Source organism: Pseudomonas sp. IPO3749, assembly GCF_013386605.1.
Taxonomy (GTDB): Bacteria; Pseudomonadota; Gammaproteobacteria; order Pseudomonadales; family Pseudomonadaceae; genus Aquipseudomonas; species Aquipseudomonas azotoformans_A.
In genome coordinates this window covers 23,417-40,866 of sequence record NZ_JACARN010000011.1, presented here as the reverse complement: position 1 = coordinate 40,866, position 17,450 = coordinate 23,417, and the positions used below count along the sequence as shown (strand labels likewise).

Genomic DNA, 17,450 nt, shown 5'->3' with positions numbered 1-17,450 from the left:
TTTTTTATTTCAGCATGACTCCAGCACCGAACTTCGCTGGACTACGCCACAGCTCGTTGTGGCAGGTTTATCAAGAGCTTACGCGAGTTCATCCTATGCCGGTGCTTTCTCAAACTTGACCCGGCTTCCAACCGCTTGGCTCCTGACAGGCTCCTGGAAACGGGTCTTTCCAAGGAGTCAGCTATGGCCAAGATCAAGCTCACCAAGTCCGCAGTCGATGCGGCAAAACCCGAAGCGCAAGCCATCGAGCTGCGCGACACCCTCGTTCCCGGCTTCCTGTGCAAGATTACACCGGCCGGTCGCAAGGTCTTCATGCTCCAGTACCGCACGAATGCCGGCGAGCGGCGCAAGCCGGCGTTGGGCATGTACGGAGAACTGACCGTCGAACAAGCCCGCTCGCTGGCGCAGAACTGGCTGGCCGAGGTTCGCCGGGGCGGTGATCCCGGCGCTGCCAAAGCCGAGGCGCGCAAAGCACCCACCGTTGAAGAGTTGTGCAAGAAGTTCATGGAGGACTACTCCAAGAAGCGCAACAAGCCCAGCACCCGCGTCGGCTATCAAGGCGTCATCAACCGCAACATCATTCCGCTCCTGGGGCGCAGGAAGGTTCAGGACGTGAAGCGGCCCGACATCGCGGGGCTGATGGAAAAGCTCTCGTACAAGCCGACCGAAGCGAACAAGGTCTTCAGCGTCTTGCGCAAGATGTTCAACCTGGCCGAAGTGTGGGGCTTCCGCCCGGACGGCACCAATCCTTGCCGTCATGTCCCGATGTTCCCTGCCGGTAAGTCAACCCACCTCATCAGCGACGAGGACATGGGCAAGCTGTTCCGGCAGCTCGACAAGATCGAGGCCGAAGGGTCGGAGAACTACGTCATCCCTCTGGCGATCCGCCTGCAATTCGAGTTCGCTGGCCGCCGCTCCGAAATCGTCACGCTCGAATGGGAATGGGTCGATCTGGAAAACCGTCGCGTCGTCTGGCCCGACAGCAAGACCGGCGGCATGTCCAAGCCCATGAGCGAGGAAGCCTACCGGCTGCTCTCGATGGCGCCGCGCGAAGAAGGCGCTCGCTACGTGCTGCCGTCGCCACGCCATCCGGGGCAACACCTGACCACGGGCGAGTATTACGGCGGATGGTGCCGCGCGCTCAAGGCGGCGGGCGCGACGCACGTGGGTACGCACGGCATCCGCCATCGCTCGGCGACCGACATTGCCAACTCGGGTATCCCGGTGAAGGTCGGCATGGCACTGACGGCGCACAAGACCGTGGTGATGTTCATGCGCTACGTCCACACCGAGGATGATCCGGTGCGCAAGGCGGCCGAGCTGGTGGCGAACCGGCGCAAGACGATTACCGGCGCCTCGTGCTCTACGGAGGTGGCGGCATGACCAAGAAGACACTCGCGGCGGTGGGGAAAACCCCCGCCGCCATACCGGCCGGCTATGCCGGCATCCACAGCGGCATCGTCGAACTGCTCGATGCCGCGCGGCACGCGGCGGCGCGCAGCGTCAATGCGCTGATGACGGCGAGCTATTGGGAAATCGGCCGCCGCATCGTCGAAGCCGAGCAACAGGGCAAGCGGCGCGCCGGTTACGGCGAACAGTTGATTGAGCGGCTGTCTGCTGACTTGACCGCGCAGTTCGGGCGCGGATTCAGCCGCCCGAACTTGCAGCAGATGCGGTCGTTCTTCCTAACCTGGCCAATTCGCCAGACAGTGTCTAGCGAATCTTCCCCGGTGCCGATGGCGCCGGCGCGACCCTGGCGACTCGACGAGCTGGCGCAGGTCTTCACGCTGCCGTGGTCGGCCTACGTGCGGTTGCTGTCGGTCAAGGACGCCCACGCCCGCCAGTTCTATGAAGCCGAGGCGCTGCGCGGTGGCTGGAGCGTGCGTCAGCTCGACCGGCAGATCGGCAGTCAGTTCTACGAACGCACGGCGCTGTCGAAGAACAAGACGGCGATGCTGGTCAAAGGCGCCGTGCCGAAGCCGGAAGATGTCGTCACGCCCGACGACGCGATCAAAGACCCGTATGTGCTGGAGTTTCTGGACCTCAAGGACGAGTATTCGGAGTCCGATCTTGAACAGGCCCTGATTCATCGGCTGCAAGACTTCCTGCTCGAACTCGGCGAGGGCTTCGCGTTCGTTGGGCGACAGCGGCGGTTGCGCATCGACCAGGCCTGGTATCGGGTCGATCTGCTGTTCTTCCATCGGCGTTTGCGCTGCCTCGTCATCATCGACTTGAAGCTCGGTGCCTTGACGCATGCCGACGTGGGCCAGATGCACTTGTACTGCAACTATGCGAAGGAGCACTGGACGTTTCAGGGCGAGAATCCGCCCGTGGGTCTGATCCTGTGCGCGGACAAGGGCCATGCTTTGGCGCGGTATGCACTGGAAGGATTGCCCAGCAAGGTCATGGCAGCAAACTATCGAACCGTGTTGCCGGATGCCGAACTGTTGCAAAAGGAATTGGAGAACACGCGGCGTCTGCTGGAATCTCGCACGGCAATTCATCCCAAAACTCGCCAGCGATAAATGTGCGTCTTGGCGCCCCGCGCTTCTTGTCGAATCGCGGCCATCCGCGGGTTGTTGAGAGGGCTGCGGTTCAGCGACCGTTGTTAAGGCGGCGAAGCAACGTCCGGCCAGTGATAAGTCCAAGGTGCAGTCGGAACGTACTGTGATCTTCGTCCGAGAGGCCGGGGTGCGAGCCATCGGTATGCAGCATCTTGAACAAGCCGTTCAAATAGTTCTTTCCATCGTTGGTCCATTCATTCCTGCTGCTCGACAGGAAACCGCGCTCCGCCAGCCAGGCGCGGCGGTTCTCGCTCGAAGCCAGCTCGGCAGACTTCTGCGGATCAATGTGCGAGGCGATGTCGCTGAGCAAGCCTTCCAGAAACGTGCGTATCTGGCTGTTCGCCGCTGCCCAGTCGCCGCGCGTGTGCGCGTCGATGGCTTGGTCTAAGTGCCCCAGCGGCACGTTGAATCCGAACTGCTTCAGCAATTGGTGAACTTCGTCATCGGCCGCAGGAAGATCCACTTCGCCAGGCAGCGCTGCGCGCAGCAATGGCGTTCGTGCGTCCCCATCCCAGGAGACAACGTAGCCGTCGAGCGCCAACCCCCGAAGAAAACGCTCCTGCTCGGCCTTCGCGTACTGTGGCACGGTCATTCCAACCCCTTCGCGTACCGCAGCTTCGGCCAGAGTCACAGGCCCGTCCAAGGTGCTGACGATCTGCGTCGCGCGTTGGTTGACAATGCGCGCCAGCAAAGCACTCTTCGCGGTCACGCTCTTTGCCGTTCCTTGGGGGATTTCATCGTCCAGCCCCAGCCGCACCGCGAGTTGATCGAACTTCGCCTGCGTCAGCATTTGCCCGAGAAATTCGACCGCGGCGACAATGGTGGGGCGAGTAAATGGATGGGCCTTCATTGTTGTCTACGTCCTTTGTTGTTGTGGGGCCGTCCAGCGGCTTGCAACGCCGCTGTCGGCCCCTTGTCATTTCTGCTACGCGCTACACCTGTGCCGCTTTGCGTGAGGCCAAGTAGTCGTCCACGTTGTGGCGACGCAGGGCCTTCTTGACTTGCGCGGGTGTCACTTTTCGGGCGACCAACAATGCGTCCAACTGCTCCTGCCACCGCACAGCGCGATGTGCCTCCATGTGTTCCGCCAGCCTGTCGATGTCATCATCCGTAGGTGCCGGTGACGCACCGCCGACAAAGGCATCGCAGATCGTCACTGTCTCCGCTTTGGCCGGCACGTCGGCGGCGCACAGGACAGCCGTGACGACATCGAGCGCATTGGGCTTGTCGATCTGAGCCGGCAGGCTGCTCATCCAGGCGCCAGCAACTTCGGTCGAGAAGGAGCGAATCAAGAAGCACACCTCATGCGCATGCCGAGCGATTGCTTCGCCGGCACCGTGGTGGGAGGACTCGATCACCATGCGGCGGTAGCCATGCGCATAGGCACTCTCGATGGAAGGGAAGACTGGAAGCCCCTCGAAATGCGGCGACAACGGGGTATCGTCTTTGCCGTAGCCAGGGCGGAACGTCGGCTGTATGCGAACGGCTGGTCCCGCGTGTTCGGTCAGCGGCAACACCGCTTCGACCAGCGCCTTGCGCTGTGTATCGCCAGGCGTGATGCCGAGCACGATGATCCCATAGGGGCGCTTTGTCACCGCCAGTCGCAGTGCATCTTCGAGCACTTGCGGCAAACGCTGGGTGGTCGTGAAGTGCTGCGCTGCCGGCGCCGCGCGGCGCTGAACGAACGGCTGCACCACTTGGAGATCGCCCGACTCGGTAACAATGCCGAGCACGTCAACGGGTTCGCTGTCGAGACCTTCATCGTCGGGCCGCAGCAGCAGGTCGATGTCGCTGTGCAGATTCTCGGGCAGCGGCGTCTCCGCCAGGACAACGACGCGCAGTGAGGACGAGTGGGCGAGATTGGCGGCGGTGTTCAGGCGGTCCTTGTTGTCGCTCCAGGATTCCTGCGTCAGCGGCACGGGGCCGACTACGACTAGCGTGCCGCTGGGCAGTCGATCCATGCCGCGCGAGAACAGACCGTGCTCGCCCAGGTCGATGGCAGCGTCCGAAGAACGGCCGGCGTCCTCTGCGTAGAGCAGCGCGCCGTCGGTGGCGGCTTCGTACTTGGCGATGGCCGCGTCGATGGCCTCCTGCGAAGTCGTCACATACACGCCGGGCACGGGACCATCGGGCCAGACCTTCAGGACGTTGGCGCTCATCGGATCCAGCGCCCGGTGCAGTTCATCGACCGGCAGGATCAGCGCATGCAGTTTCCCGATGCGTTTGACGAGTCGGTCGGCCGAGTGGCTGTCCCATTGCGCAGCAGATACCCGTGCAGGGAAGGCGTTGACTTCGGGCCAGTTGCGCAGGCCGGGGATGGCTGCGATCAGATCGAGCGTCTGGCCGTGTTTGAGGGTGAGGTTGTGGCGTTCGAGGTAGGCGCGCAAGCGCTCCGCGAACACCTTGAGCTGTTGGGTGTCCATATTGATCTCCGTCGGGCGTCGAGCCGGAGCACGCTTTGCGGGCCGCCCAAGGGATCAAACATGGATTGGGTGAGGCTCTGAATGCTCCGTCTTCGTCGTACCCCGAAGGGCGCGTGCGGCAGGTGACGGCAACCACCTCAGACGATACCACGTGATGCTGCTGTCGCCAATCATTGCGTCCCGGCGTGCCGCCGTCGGGCTCGCAGACCGTGCCCCGGAGCTTCGCGCGGAATCGCGGCTATCCGGCTTTGATCCCTGACGCCTCCAGCCCTTGAGGGCCTGCGCGCTGCGCTTGCCCAGCTACAGACGGATGCCGGCAGATTTTGGCGTTGCAAACTGCTCGGGTTCCTTGCCGAGCGGAAAGCCGACCACATACAGCACCGTGGCGGCCATCGGCTTGCTGTCCGGGTCTGATCCCCACTTCACTTGTACCTTGCGCGTGGCGTAGCGCAGTGAGACACCGAGCGCCTGGAGCGCGTCGATGTGGGATTGCATCTCGTCGTACACGTCGAACTTCTGTGTTTCGTTGTAGACATCGGCGCAGTCCCGGTACTCACGGAAGTAATCCACCAGCATGGCGAATGCCTCGTCCGCTTCGCGGGTCAGCTCGAAGGCTGGCTCTGACAAGTCCATCGTGCAGGACTCGGCCAACCTGGCCAACTGCTTGCCGGTCGTCAGCGGGATGGCCGTCAGGGTAACGTGCTCCCGGTCGAACTTCTCTTTCGCCGCTTTGAATTCCTCGTCCGTCGGGATAGTGAACGGTTTGTTGAGAGCGTCGATGTCCTCGAACTCGAACGCGTTGGCAAGGGCGCGGCGCGTATCAAGACTAGCGGACAAACCTTGTTCGACTCGCTGGATCGTCCGCACGTTGAGGCCGGAAATGGCGGCCAGTTGCTCCTGTGACCATTGCCGCATCTCACGGAACAGCTTGATGCAAGCGGCCAGTTCGGCCGGCGTCAGCAGACGGGTTTGTTGGGCAGATTCTGTAGCGTTCATGGGTGGCTCCATCGTTGTCAGTAGACATGGTGAAGTATGGGGAGCCAGGAACAACGGCAACACGACAGCAACCCGACAGTCGGCCGACAGATCACAACTATAAATGTCGCTTGTGGTTCTCTCCAAAGGATATTCAAGGGGCGAATCATTGCGTCCCGGCGTGCCGCCGTCGGGCTCGCGGGCTGCGCCCCGCGCTTCGTGCCGAATCGCGGCCATCCGGCTTTGATCCCTGACGCCTCCGGCCCTTGAGGGCCTGCGCGCTCCGCTTGCCTGTCCGTGCCCTCGTGGCGGTGGATGGGCGGTCTTGCTGTTCCCTTCACCGTACCACGGCGTTCGCGCCGTCAAGGGCTGCGCGTGCCTTGCACGCTTGCGGCCGCGGCCGTCTGCGACCCCTGACTGCTTGCGCTGCGCCGTGCTGGCGCCGGTTCCGGGCAATTCCGCCCGAGCAACCGGAGATCGTCATCATGAACGACAAATCGCATGTTTCGCTGGAACGCCGTGTCTGCCTGGTCTGCGGCACTCCTTTTGATACCGGCAGCATCCTGCTCGACAAGCACCTGCGCGCGAGCATGGAGCGCTACACGACGACGGGCTGGGGCCTGTGCGCCGAACACCAGAAGCTGTTCGACGAGGGCTTCGTCGCGCTGGTCGAATGCGACCCTGAGCGCAGCGGCAAGCCGTCGGGCGCGGATCGCTTGAAGCCGAGTGAGGCGTATCGCACGGGCCGCCTGGCGCACCTGAAACGCAAAACCTTCGCCGCCATGTTCAATGTGCAGCTCGCGGCCGATCAGGTTTGCGTCTTCGTCGAACCCGGCATCATCGAGCGCATTCAGGCGATGGTGTCGCCGGCGTCGAGTTGATCGCTCGATGTAAATCTCAAAGCGTCGCTTCCGCCGATCGCGGGGGCGGCGCTTTTTTTCTGCTGCGCCTGGTGTCGTGTTCTTCGGCCCTCGCGGGCCTGCGCGCTGCGCTTGCACTCCAGGGGAACGGCTTGCAGCCGATCCCCGCCGCGCGTGGCTTGGCGCCCCTGAAAGGCTGCCGAACAGGTTGCACCTGATCGGCCTTCGCGCCTGCGGCGCTGCGCGCTTCACTTGCGTGGGATCTGCGCCAACGCTGTGGCCGTTGCCTTGTCCAGCCGTCTCCCCTGACTTCATCACCTTTCCGCGACCGTAGCCCGCGCCCGTGTGCCGTCAAGGCGCGCCGGGCCGTGTCCTCGCTGCGCTGCGGGCCGCACCAACCCGTCGCTTGTTTCCTTGACCGCACCCGTTCGCGCGCTCCTGACCGTCGCGGGCGATGAACTCAGGAAAGACGGTGGCAACGAGGCCGGCCCAGGTCTCCGCGCCGACCCACCGGAGAAGCCGAAAGGCGGGCTCCGAATCTAGGAATCCGGTGGGGCCTTCAACAGCAACTTTGTCAGGAGTAACCACCATGCAACTCGCATCCCGTTTCGCTTCCCGCTCCCCCATGCTGCGCGCCGATCATCCCTTGTCGGATGACCAGATACACCGCGTGGCCCCCTCCATCTTTGCCGAGGACAAGCACGACAGCCGTTCCGCGCGGTACAGCTACATCCCCACCGCCGCCGTGCTGACCGAGCTTCGCAAGGAAGGTTTTCAACCCTTCATGGTCTGCCAGACCCGCGTGCGCGACGAAGGCAAGCGCGCGCACACGAAACACATGATCCGGCTGCGCCATGCCAGCCAGATCGACGGCAGCACCGCCAACGAAATCATTCTGCTGAACTCGCACGACGGCACCAGCAGCTACCAGATGCTGGCGGGCATGTTCCGCTTCGTGTGCTGCAACGGCTTGGTCTGCGGCGACACCGTGGCGGACGTGCGCGTGCACCACAAAGGCGACGTAGCCGGGCACGTCATCGAAGGCGCGTATGAAGTCTTGCACGGCTTCGAGCGTGCGCAAGCCTCCCGCGATGCCATGCAGGCCATCACGCTGGACAACGGCGAGGCCGAAGTCTTCGCCCGCGCCGCGCTCGCCCTCAAGTACGACGACCCGGACAAGCCCGCGCCGATCACGGAAAGCCAAGTGCTGGCCCCGCGCCGGTTCGATGACCGCCGCCCCGATCTGTGGAGCGTGTTCAACCGAACGCAAGAGAACTTGACGCAAGGCGGACTGATGGGCCGCAGCGCCAACGGACGCCGCCAGCGCACGCGCCCCGTGCAGGGCATCGACCAGAACGTGCGCCTGAACCGCGCCCTGTGGCTGCTGGCCGATGGCATGCGCCAGTTGAAAGCCTGAACCCCCACGCGGCAGGGGCAGGCAGCAGCCCTTGCCGCTTCTCTCGCTGCTGCATCCCAACCGCTAGGAGTTATCACCATGAACGCCGTTACCCAAACCGAAGCCCGTGCCGTCGAAGCCGCCGCGCCGCTGGAAGTGGCCGACCCGACCAAGAACCTGATTCTGGTTCCGCTCTCGCAGTTGCTGCCGCGCCGCTCCAAACGCAACGCGCGGACGACCTCGCGCATGTCCATCCCCGAACTGGCCGCGAGCATCGCCCGCATCGGCCTGCTGCAAAATCTCGTCGTGATCCTTGCCGCCGATGGCGAGCAATACGAAGTGGTGGCCGGCGACCGCCGACTGACCGCGTTGAAGCTGTTGGCGAAGAAGAAGCGCATCGCCGCCGACTTTGAGGTGCCTTGCCTGCTGGTGCCCGACGCTTCGGCCCGTACCGTCAGCCTCGCGGAAAACCTGCTGCGCGAGCAGATGCACCCGGCCGACCAGTTCGAGGCGTTCGCCGCACTGGTCAAGGAAGGCCGTCCCATCGAAGACATTGCTGCCGACTTCGGCGTGTCCCCGCTGGTGGTGCAGCGCCGCTTGAAGCTGGCCAACGTCTCGCCGCGCCTGCTGGCCGACTACCGGGCCGGAGCCGTCACGCTGGAACAGTTGATGGCCCTGACCATCACCGACGACCACGCTGCGCAGGAAGCCGCGTTCTATGGAGCGCCCGAATGGCAGCGTGGCGCATCCGCGCTGCGCGAACGCCTGACCGAGCGCGAAATCGACGCCACGCATCCGCTGGTGCGCTTCGCCGGGCTGGACACCTACACGGCGGCGGGCGGCGGCATCCGCCGCGACCTGTTCGCGGAAGGCGATGCCGGAACCTACCTGACCGACGCCGCGCTGCTGGAAACGCTGGTGCGCGGCAAGCTGGATGCGCTGGCCGGGGACGTGCGCACCGAGGGTTGGGCGTGGGTCGAAGCCGTGACGCACATGAGCTACGCCGAGCGGCAGGCGTTCCAGAACGCGCCGCGCCAGCGCCGCGAACCGAGCGCCCGCGAAGCCCGCCGCATCGCCGCGCTGCAAACCCGCCTCGACAAGATCGACGCCGAACTGGAAGAAGCCTACGACGCCGAGGACGAGGACAAGACCGAGGCGCTGGAACCGCGCCGCGAACAGGTCGCCGGAGAACTGCAAACCGTGGAGGAAACCTTGCAGGGCTACGCCCCGGACGTGCGCGCCGTGGCCGGTGCCATCGTCACGCTCGACCGCAGCGGCGCAGCCGTGATTCATCGCGGGCTGCTGCGCGAAGCCGAAGCCAAGGCGCTGCGCACGCTGGAACGCTTGCGGCAGGGTTTCGGCGGCGCGGAAGGCGAAGCCGGGAACGACGACGAAGGCGAGGACGCCGAGCAGCCCAAAGCCGCGAGCCTGTCCGACCGGCTGGCGCAGCGGTTGAGCGCACACCGCACCGCCGCGCTGCAAATCGAAGTCGCCCGGCATCCGCAAGTCGCGCTGGCCGCACTGGTGCATGGCATGGTGCAGACCATCTTGCAGGACAGCCACTACGGCCACGACTTGCCGCTAGGCGTGAGCATGAAAGTGCAAGACCGGCTGGAAGGCATGGCCCCCGACTGGCCCGAGTCACCCGCTGCCGTGGCCCTGCGCGAATTGCAGCAGGTCGCGGGCGAAGCGCTGCCGCAGGACAGCGCCGAACTGTTCGCCGTGCTGCTGGCGAAGCCGCAAGACGAACTGGTGCGGCTGCTGGCCGTGTGCGTGGCTTCCACGGTGGACGTGGTGACGCCTCGCGCCACGCAGCACCAGCCCGGCGCGGAACTGGCGCAGGCCGTGGGACTGGACATGGCGGCATGGTGGCAGCCCACCGCAGACGGGTATTTCCAGCATGTGCCGAAGGCCGCGATTCTGGAAGCCGTGGGCGAGTTCGCACCGTCGCACGCTACTCGACTGGCGAAGTTGAAGAAGGCGGACATTGCCAGCGAAGCCGAACGGCTGGCGGACGGCACCGGCTGGATGCCTGCCATCTTCAAGACCGAAAGCCCGGAAGCTGCGCCGCAGGAAACGCAGGCGCAGGATGCCCCGGAGGATGCCGAGGCAATGGCGGATGAACCCGCCGAGGCACTGGCCGCTTGACCCGCGCCGAAGGCAAGCGCCCCGGCCTCGACCGGGGCGCTTCGCTTGAAGGAGAAGCCCCCATGACCCGCACCACCACCAGCCGCCCGCGCATGGCGGCGACCTATGCGCCCGGCACGGTACGCGCTCGCCGCTGGCACGGCGAAGGCGACGTGCGCGGCTACCGCCCCCCCCCGGCTGGACAGCCTGCGCCGACCTGACCGACTTGCATCCCATCACAGGCCACGCCTTGCCGCGTGCCGTGTGGTGGATCATCGAAACCAAGGAATAACGAGCAGCACCGGCCCCAAGCCGTTCCGCCTTGGGGCCGGTGGTCGAAAATCCGGGCGCGGCGGTGGCCGCGCCCGGTTCCAGCGTCCAAAGCAAAATCGCCACGTCGCCGCCTTCGACCAGGCGGCGACGTGGCGGACGTGCAAGTGCCTTGCACGCGGTACGGCGATCGGTGCCCGCTGGCGCGGGCAAGGTTTCGATGGCGCCCCGCCGCAATGGGCGGGGCTTGTGGGGCTACGCCCCGGCTTGCTGCGGCAGGTTGTGCCAAAACGTGTCGTCCTCGACGCTGGCGGTTCGCGCCTGTACGTCACGAAGGACGGTTCACCGACACGCCACCCGGCCTCGCTATGGAGCATCCACGCCACGCCTCAAGCCCGTCGTCGCAATCTGCGGCAAGGAGCGTTCTCGCTCGTCGTTGGGGTGTTGGCCTTGCCCGCGTCAGGGCGCAAGCCGGTGAAGCCGTCACGCGGGGATGCCGAGTCGGCCACGTCTCCATTCGGGAGCGGGCGGCCCGTGCGTCCTTGGCTTGTCGTGAATCCTGGCGAGGGAACGGCTGCGCCTTGGGCTTCATGGCCGCAACCTTCCAGCGAAAACAATTTCCCCGCCGCTGCGCGGCTTCCTCGCGGGACAAATTCTTTTCGCTTCCAGGTTCTCCACGGTGTTGCGACCGCTGCGCGGTGCGGCCAGCCCATCCCCCGCCGGCCGGATCACAACAAGGACGCACTGGCGCGACCTTGTTCAACCCGAAAGGAGAAACATCATGGCTAACATCGGCACCTTCACCGCAGAGAAAGACGGCTTCACCGGCCAGCTCCGCACCCTGACCCTGAACGTCAAGGTCAAGCTGATTCCCAACGACAAGGGCGACACCGAGAACGCCCCCGACTTCCGCCTTCAGGCGGCCGGCAATGACTTCGGCGCGGCGTGGAAGAAGACCAGCGAGGCCGGGCGGGATTACCTGTCCGTGACCCTCGACGATCCTTCGTTCCCGGCGACGGTCTATGCCCGCCTGATCGAGAACGAGAACGGCACGCACGACCTGATCTGGTCGCGCAGCAAGCCCAAGGCGGCCTGACGGCCACCCGCCGCGCCCCGCCCATCGCGGCGGGGCGCCGTGCTGCTGGCGCAGCACGGCACGCACGCGCCTACGGCGTGTCGCGTTTCTTCAACACCGCCTCAAGCTCCTGGCGCACCTGCGCCAGAAGCTGATCGGCCTTGCGCGTGCTGTCGCCGGCATAGGCCAGCGTCAGCAACGTGAGCGGATGCACGTCCATGACCTCGCACAGCTCGGTCAGCTTGTGTACGGTCGGACTTTTCTGGTCGCGCTCCAGCGAACTCATGTAGGTACGGCTGGACACGTCGGAGAACGCTTCCTGGCTCAAGCCGCGCGCTTTCCTGACCGTCCGTATCGCCGTCGCCAATGAGTGCTTCGCCGCCACCTATGGTTTCCCCTGAAAAACCAAGATGACAGCCCATTGCGCCCTATAGGGCTACAATCTATAGTGTTCATTTGGCGTTGTTGTTTTCCTTCTTCGTGACTTTACGGAAATCCGTATCGACGGATTCCGTCAGAACCAGGGAGCCGCCTTCGTGCTTTTCCTGATCTGCGCAATGCCGCTTCTGTGTTTCCGAGCATGTCCGGATTCAGTCGCTTGCGACTTCGTGTTTTCGCATGAAAGCACGCATTCGCTTCGACGCTTACGCGCCTTGGTGGCAAAGCGTATTCATGCATTTTCGGCTTCGTGGGATTTCAACCCGTGAACCAGCCACTTCTTACCACCGAACAACGTACGCAACTGCTCGCGGCCGGGAAGGCGCGCGCGGCCGGCCATAGCATCGACCCGTTGCCTGTCGTGCGGCTGTTCACGCCGGACGCGCACGCGACCTGGCTGCTGGTTGCGCTCGATCCCGCCGATGGTGATACCGCCTGGGGCTTGATCGACCTCGGCATCGGAATGCCGACGCTGGGGACGGTCAAGCTGTCCGATCTGGCTGGCATCGTCGGGCCGCGTCAGCGGCCCATCCGGCGCGACCTGTATTTCCGCGCCACCCGGCCGCTATCGGAGTACGTGCAACTCGCGCAGCGCGACGGCTCCATCCCGGATTGACCGGGGCGTATTGTGTCTTTCTCGATCTCGTGTAAGACGGCTTCGGTCTGAATGAGAACTCTTGCACCAGGCGAGTGCGAGCTTGACCGAAAGAGACATGATGTACGGCGCAGCTTGCGGCAGGGTATCCGATGCTGCGCGCCGTTCCCGAGCTGCGCAACCGTCGCACTAGGACGATCCATGCAAGGCTTCGGAGCCAATCGGTCTTGACTACTTGCCAGCTTATTCCTCTTCGATGACGAAATGCCGATGATGCCGTAGCCCCTGCATTTCAATGTCCGTGGCGACGCTCCTGCCAACAGGGAGGTCGCATCATGGCCGATCGAAGCGTCGATTCTTGGTATCCCACCGCTGCGTATCTCTATTCGTTGCACCTGGACGGTCCCGCACTCGCCTGGGAGTATCTGCGCCGCCATCCCAACTACCGGCGCGACTGGCTGCGCCGTCGCCAGCAGCCGGAGGCCGCGCACGCCTGGGGGCTGCGCCTGCTGGAAGACCCGACGCTGGATGCGCGTGACGCGCATCCAGCCTGGTTCCCTGACCATGCCGCCGTGCTCCAGCTCTACCCTGATGCCGACCCACCGCTGCAAGCACACGCCTTCGAGTTCTGGTGCATCCCCGGTCACAAACACCTGGTTCACGACGGCAAGCGCCTCTTACTGACGGCGCGCTGGCCCGGCTGCTGCGTGAGGCTCGCACTGGCGCCGGGCTTGGTCGACGGTCTTGCCTACGTCTATGCCGTTCGCGCGGGCGCCGTGCCTTGCGCAAGCCATCGCACGATAACGGCCGAGTTGGACAAGCTGGCGACGCTGAATGCGACGGCCGCGCCTGCGGCAGCGGCCCGTGCGCGGCCCACACCCGCCGCGCTGCTGGAACTGCACACCTTGCAGGCGCTCGACGCGACCCTCGCGGGCGCGTCCTTGCGCGAAATCGCCGAAGGGCTGTTCGGCACCGAAGCCGTGGCCGCCGGTTGGTATGCCGACGGTGGCCTGCGCTCGCGCGTGCGCCGCCTCGTGCGGCGCGGCCAAACGCTGATGCGCGGCGGCTACCGCCGCCTTGCACAGCTCGATTGACCTGCACAGGGTCGTTTTGCCTGCACCGCAAAACGACCCTCTGCGCAACGCATCGCTATCTTGAGACTGACTCCATCCGGCTGCGCTCGTGCTGCCGGCGTCCTTGCCAGATGGAGGTTCATCCGATGCGTCCCGCTCCCTTGCGGCCTGCCGCCGCACCCGCCACCACGCTTGCACAACCCCAACGCTATCTCACCAACGACGAAGCCGCCGAGTACCTGCGGCTTTCGCCGCGTACGCTCGAAAAGCAGCGCGTGATCGGCAATGGGCCGAAGTTTCGCAAGTTCGGCCGCCGCGTCATGTACGCGGTGGCCGACCTCGATGCCTGGGCCGACCAGCGCAGCTACGAAACCACGTCCGATCCCGAATACGCCGAGCATCACTCGGCCGACAGCCGTGCGCGCTGATTGGTGGCTCGCCGGTGGCCGTCGCTATGTCCAGCCCATCGCGGGAGCGGGAACAGCTCGACCTGTTCCGCGCCTTGCCGGGCGACATGGTGCCGCGCGATGCCCAGGACTTGATGGCGTATCCGTTCTTCTCTCTGGCGAAGTCGCGGCGCACGGCGCCGATCGACTTCCGCAGCGGCAACGTCACGATCCGCGTAGAGGGCACGCAGGAGCACGGCATAGCGACCATTTGGGACGCGGACGTGCTGATTTGGGCGGCTTCGCAGATCGTGGAAGCACGCGACGCGGGCTTGCGCCCGTCGCGGCTGATGCAGGCCACGCCCTACGAGATCCTGCGCTTCATCGGACGCGGAGTATCGCTGCGCGACTACCAGCGCCTCAAGGCCGCGCTCGACCGGCTGCAATCGACCACGGTGGCGACTTCCATCCGCGAGATGACCGGGCGGCGGCTGCATCGCTTCTCGTGGATCAACGAATGGAAGGAACTGGCCGACGCCCACGGCACGCCGCTGGGCATCGAGCTGATCCTGCCGGACTGGTTCTATGCCGGCGTGCTCGACGCCGCCCTGGTGCTGACCATCGACCCGGCGTATTTCCGGCTCACCGGCGGCATCGAGCGATGGCTGTACCGCCTGGTGCGCAAGCACGGCGGCAAGCAGCCTGGGGGCTGGCAATTCGACTTCCGGCACTTGCACCGCAAGTCAGGCAGCACGGCGAAGCCCTACGACTTCGCCTGCGACCTGCGCGCGCTGGTCGCGCGGCAGTCGTTGCCCGGCTATGTGCTGGGCATCGAGCGGATGCTCGACACAAACGAGGAACTATTGACGTTCCGGCCAGTGCCGTCCACGGCACGGGGATAACTCGGGGACAACGTGTGGACGGCCTCGTGCTATCAGGCGTGCTGGGTATCGTGCTATCGGGCGTGTCCCTATCGTGCTATCAGGCGTGCGAAATCGCTGGAAAGCCAATACTGGCGCGGGTTTCGTCATCCTCTAACTTCCCTAACTTAAAAGCTCTAACTATTGATAGGAGCGCGCCGTTTCGGTGGATAACCGCGAGACGGCACCACACGCAACAGCCAAAGCCCGGCTTTCCAACATGGAGGGCCGCGCCATGATCGTCGCGGTGCTCAACCAGAAAGGCGGCGTCGGCAAGACCACGCTCGCCACGCATGTCGCCGGCGAACTGGCGATGCGCGGGCAGTCGGTCATCCTGCTCGATGCCGACCCACAAGGCTCGGCGCTGGACTGGACGCAGCGCAGAAGCCAGCAGGGCTTGCCACGGCTGTTCAGCGCCGTGGGCCTCGCCCGCGAGACGCTGCACCAGGAAGCACAGGAGCTGGCCCGTCGCGCCGATCACGTCGTCATCGACGGCCCGCCGCGCATCGCCGCGTTGGCGCGCTCCGCGCTGCTGGCGGCCGAGCGCGTGCTGATTCCCGTGCAGCCCAGCCCCTACGACTTGTGGGCCTCGGCGGAGATGGTGGCGCTGATCCGCGAGGCGCAGGTATTCCGACCTGAGTTGCGCGCGGCCTTCGTCGTCAACCGGCGCGTCAGTACCACCATCATCGGCCGCGAGGCGCGCGGCGCGCTCGCCGAGCAGCCGCTGCCGGCGCTGCGCTCGGAAGTGCATCAGCGCATCGTGTTCGCCGACAGCGTGGCCGCTGGCCGGCTCGCACGCGAAACGGCACCCGACAGCGCCGCCGCACGCGAGATCGCCGCGCTGACCGACGAGCTGCTGCGGTGGCCGACATGAGCCAGCGCAACGGCAAACGTGTCGGTATCGGCACACGTCCGCCGGCGAACCCGCACGCCGAGGCGTGGGTTCGCCAAGGCGATGCCGACGGCATCCAGAAAGGCGACCTCTACACCGCGCGCCTGACCCTCGACGTGACGCCCGCGATGCGGGCGCGCATCAAGGTATCGGCGTTCACGCAAGGCGTGACCGTCGCCGAACTGCTGCGCGCACTGCTGGAACGCGAGTTTCCCTCGAACCGCCCGGAGAACCTGCCATGAGCACATCCGCTCTGGCGGCCACGGCTGCGCCGCCATCGTTTGCAGTGCTCGCCGGCCGCGCCGGAAACGCGCCTATGACGCGCGTTTCGCTCGCCTACGTTGAGCAGCGCATCGACCTGTATCTGCGCTTCGGCGAGCCGGCGCGCATCATCCGGCTTGACCGCTGGCGGCGCGTCGCGGTGTTCCTGCCGGGCGCGTTGTTCTGCCGCATCCGCTGGCACGCCAACGACTACGGCACGATCCGCTGGCAGCTCATGGTGATGCAGGCTTGCACGCCGCTGGACGCGGCGCAGCGCATCCCCGGCGTGCTGCCGGGTGCGCGCCTGCTGTTGCACGCCGAAGGCGAACCCGCCGTGCGCGCCGTGCTGGCCCAGCTCGACGCCATCGAAGCACAAAGCATCGCGCCTGCCGACGTGTCGCCCGCGTACTGGCGCACGCTCGGCAACCGGCTCGCTGCACGCTTGCCGCTGCCCGCGTACACCGCCGAGCGGCACGCCGCCTGGCTGGCCGGGAGGGCGCTGCCATGACGAGCCTTTGCCCATCTGCCAACACCAGCGGAACGGCGCCGCTTCCTCGCTCGCGCAGGCGCGCTCGAATCGTCGTGACGACACTGGCCGCCTGCGGCTTCGCTGCGCTGGCCTGGGCGTCCTTCGTATCGCCGCTGCCGCGCCTGACCTACAACCCGTCCGACAGCGTGGCGGTCGGCTGGTATCGCGTCGATCCTCTCGACCACCGGGCCGGCTCGCTGCCACGTCCGTTGTCCGTGGACAGCATCGTGCTCGTCCCGCTGCCCGCGGAGGCCGCCGTGCTGGCTGCGCAACGCGGCTACCTGCCGATGCGCGTGCCGCTGCTCAAGCGCATCGGCGCCATCGCGCCGCAGGAGGTGTGTATCGCGGGCGGCATCGTCCGCATCGACGGCGTGCCTTCGGCCGCCGTGCTGCGTGCCGACCGGCTGGGCCGTCCGCTGCCATCCTTGCAGCTTTGCCGCCGCCTCGCACCGGGTGAGCTGTTCCTGTTGAGCGTGACCAATCCGGCGTCGTTCGACAGCCGGTATTTCGGCCCGGTTGCTGTATCCACCGTGCTCGGTGTTGCGCGTCCGGTCTGGCTGGAGACACGCCGATGATGGCCGCCGATTCGCTGCATGGAGTTGTGCGTTCGATCGTGCCATCCGGCATGTCGTCCTGCTGGTTGTCGCCGTGTCGTCGCGCGTGTCG

Annotated in this window: 18 protein-coding genes and 1 pseudogene; 15 read left to right on the top strand and 4 right to left on the bottom strand. The window is 65.4% G+C overall.

The genetic code is table 11. The features are described from left to right. The first annotated feature begins 183 nt into the window (after positions 1 to 183). Both HX812_RS04675 and HX812_RS04670 read left to right on the top strand, forming a co-directional pair. A complete protein-coding gene (locus tag HX812_RS04675; protein WP_038843585.1) occupies positions 184 to 1,383 on the top strand; it encodes a site-specific integrase in 1,200 nt (399 codons plus the stop codon). Beyond that, a complete protein-coding gene (locus tag HX812_RS04670) occupies positions 1,380 to 2,525 on the top strand; it encodes a YhcG family protein (protein ID WP_038843583.1) in 1,146 nt (381 codons plus the stop codon). Before HX812_RS04675 ends, HX812_RS04670 begins: the two co-directional genes overlap by 4 nt. 70 nt (positions 2,526 to 2,595) lie before the next feature. Here the strand turns inward: HX812_RS04670 and HX812_RS04665 are convergent, their stop codons facing one another. The 3 genes from HX812_RS04665 to HX812_RS04655 all read right to left on the bottom strand — a co-directional run bounded on the left by HX812_RS04665 (position 2,596) and on the right by HX812_RS04655 (position 5,983). Further along, a complete protein-coding gene (locus HX812_RS04665) occupies positions 2,596 to 3,414 on the bottom strand; it encodes a hypothetical protein (RefSeq protein WP_038843582.1) in 819 nt (272 codons plus the stop codon). Positions 3,415 to 3,496: 82 nt separating this feature from the next. After that, complete coding sequence (locus HX812_RS04660) at positions 3,497 to 4,987, bottom strand: hypothetical protein (protein ID WP_038843580.1); 1,491 nt, start codon at positions 4,985 to 4,987, stop codon at positions 3,497 to 3,499. A gap of 300 nt (positions 4,988 to 5,287) precedes the next feature. Further along, entirely contained in the window at positions 5,288 to 5,983 is a 696-nt protein-coding gene (locus tag HX812_RS04655) for a helix-turn-helix domain-containing protein (RefSeq protein WP_038847181.1), read from the bottom strand. A gap of 464 nt (positions 5,984 to 6,447) precedes the next feature. Here HX812_RS04655 and HX812_RS04650 point away from each other — a divergent pair, with 464 nt between their 5' ends. From HX812_RS04650 to HX812_RS04630, 5 genes and pseudogenes are all read left to right on the top strand, one after another. Then, complete coding sequence (locus HX812_RS04650) at positions 6,448 to 6,843, top strand: hypothetical protein (protein ID WP_038842609.1); 396 nt, start codon at positions 6,448 to 6,450, stop codon at positions 6,841 to 6,843. A 568-nt stretch (positions 6,844 to 7,411) separates the two neighbouring features. Further along, positions 7,412 to 8,239: a DUF932 domain-containing protein gene (locus HX812_RS04645; protein ID WP_038842604.1), complete on the top strand. Its 828-nt coding sequence runs from the start codon at positions 7,412 to 7,414 to the stop codon at positions 8,237 to 8,239. 78 nt (positions 8,240 to 8,317) lie between these two features. Next, on the top strand, positions 8,318 to 10,366 hold the full coding sequence (locus tag HX812_RS04640; protein ID WP_038842600.1) for a ParB/RepB/Spo0J family partition protein: 2,049 nt from the start codon (positions 8,318 to 8,320) through the stop codon (positions 10,364 to 10,366). A gap of 62 nt (positions 10,367 to 10,428) precedes the next feature. Continuing rightward, positions 10,429 to 10,637: pseudogene (locus tag HX812_RS04635) on the top strand (hypothetical protein). Between the two features lie 759 nt (positions 10,638 to 11,396). Beyond that, the gene (locus HX812_RS04630) at positions 11,397 to 11,711 is read left to right on the top strand and encodes a DUF736 domain-containing protein (protein WP_038842597.1); all 315 of its coding nucleotides are present in this window, start codon (positions 11,397 to 11,399) and stop codon (positions 11,709 to 11,711) included. Between the two features lie 70 nt (positions 11,712 to 11,781). Here the strand turns inward: HX812_RS04630 and HX812_RS04625 are convergent, their stop codons facing one another. Next, positions 11,782 to 12,075: a helix-turn-helix domain-containing protein gene (locus HX812_RS04625; RefSeq protein WP_071542596.1), complete on the bottom strand. Its 294-nt coding sequence runs from the start codon at positions 12,073 to 12,075 to the stop codon at positions 11,782 to 11,784. A gap of 318 nt (positions 12,076 to 12,393) precedes the next feature. Between HX812_RS04625 and HX812_RS04620 the strand changes: the two genes are divergently transcribed. From HX812_RS04620 to HX812_RS04585, 8 genes are all read left to right on the top strand, one after another. Continuing rightward, positions 12,394 to 12,744: a DUF2958 domain-containing protein gene (locus HX812_RS04620; RefSeq protein ID WP_038842591.1), complete on the top strand. Its 351-nt coding sequence runs from the start codon at positions 12,394 to 12,396 to the stop codon at positions 12,742 to 12,744. Positions 12,745 to 13,058: 314 nt separating this feature from the next. Next, complete coding sequence (locus HX812_RS04615; protein WP_038842589.1) at positions 13,059 to 13,817, top strand: DUF2285 domain-containing protein; 759 nt, start codon at positions 13,059 to 13,061, stop codon at positions 13,815 to 13,817. 125 nt (positions 13,818 to 13,942) lie between these two features. Next, the gene (locus HX812_RS04610; protein WP_023087367.1) at positions 13,943 to 14,224 is read left to right on the top strand and encodes an AlpA family transcriptional regulator; all 282 of its coding nucleotides are present in this window, start codon (positions 13,943 to 13,945) and stop codon (positions 14,222 to 14,224) included. 26 nt (positions 14,225 to 14,250) lie between these two features. After that, positions 14,251 to 15,084, top strand: a complete 834-nt coding sequence (locus HX812_RS04605; RefSeq protein ID WP_172901757.1) for a replication initiator protein A — start codon at positions 14,251 to 14,253, stop codon at positions 15,082 to 15,084. Between the two features lie 253 nt (positions 15,085 to 15,337). Further along, a complete protein-coding gene (gene parA / locus HX812_RS04600) occupies positions 15,338 to 15,976 on the top strand; it encodes a ParA family partition ATPase (protein WP_038842583.1) in 639 nt (212 codons plus the stop codon). Next, positions 15,973 to 16,236, top strand: a complete 264-nt coding sequence (locus HX812_RS04595) for a chromosome partitioning protein ParB (protein ID WP_071542603.1) — start codon at positions 15,973 to 15,975, stop codon at positions 16,234 to 16,236. The genes parA and HX812_RS04595 overlap by 4 nt, the downstream gene beginning before the upstream one ends. Beyond that, the gene (locus HX812_RS04590) at positions 16,233 to 16,763 is read left to right on the top strand and encodes a DUF2840 domain-containing protein (RefSeq protein ID WP_038842578.1); all 531 of its coding nucleotides are present in this window, start codon (positions 16,233 to 16,235) and stop codon (positions 16,761 to 16,763) included. The genes HX812_RS04595 and HX812_RS04590 overlap by 4 nt, the downstream gene beginning before the upstream one ends. Continuing rightward, the gene (locus tag HX812_RS04585; RefSeq protein ID WP_038842575.1) at positions 16,760 to 17,359 is read left to right on the top strand and encodes a S26 family signal peptidase; all 600 of its coding nucleotides are present in this window, start codon (positions 16,760 to 16,762) and stop codon (positions 17,357 to 17,359) included. The genes HX812_RS04590 and HX812_RS04585 overlap by 4 nt, the downstream gene beginning before the upstream one ends. Positions 17,360 to 17,450 lie beyond the last annotated feature (91 nt).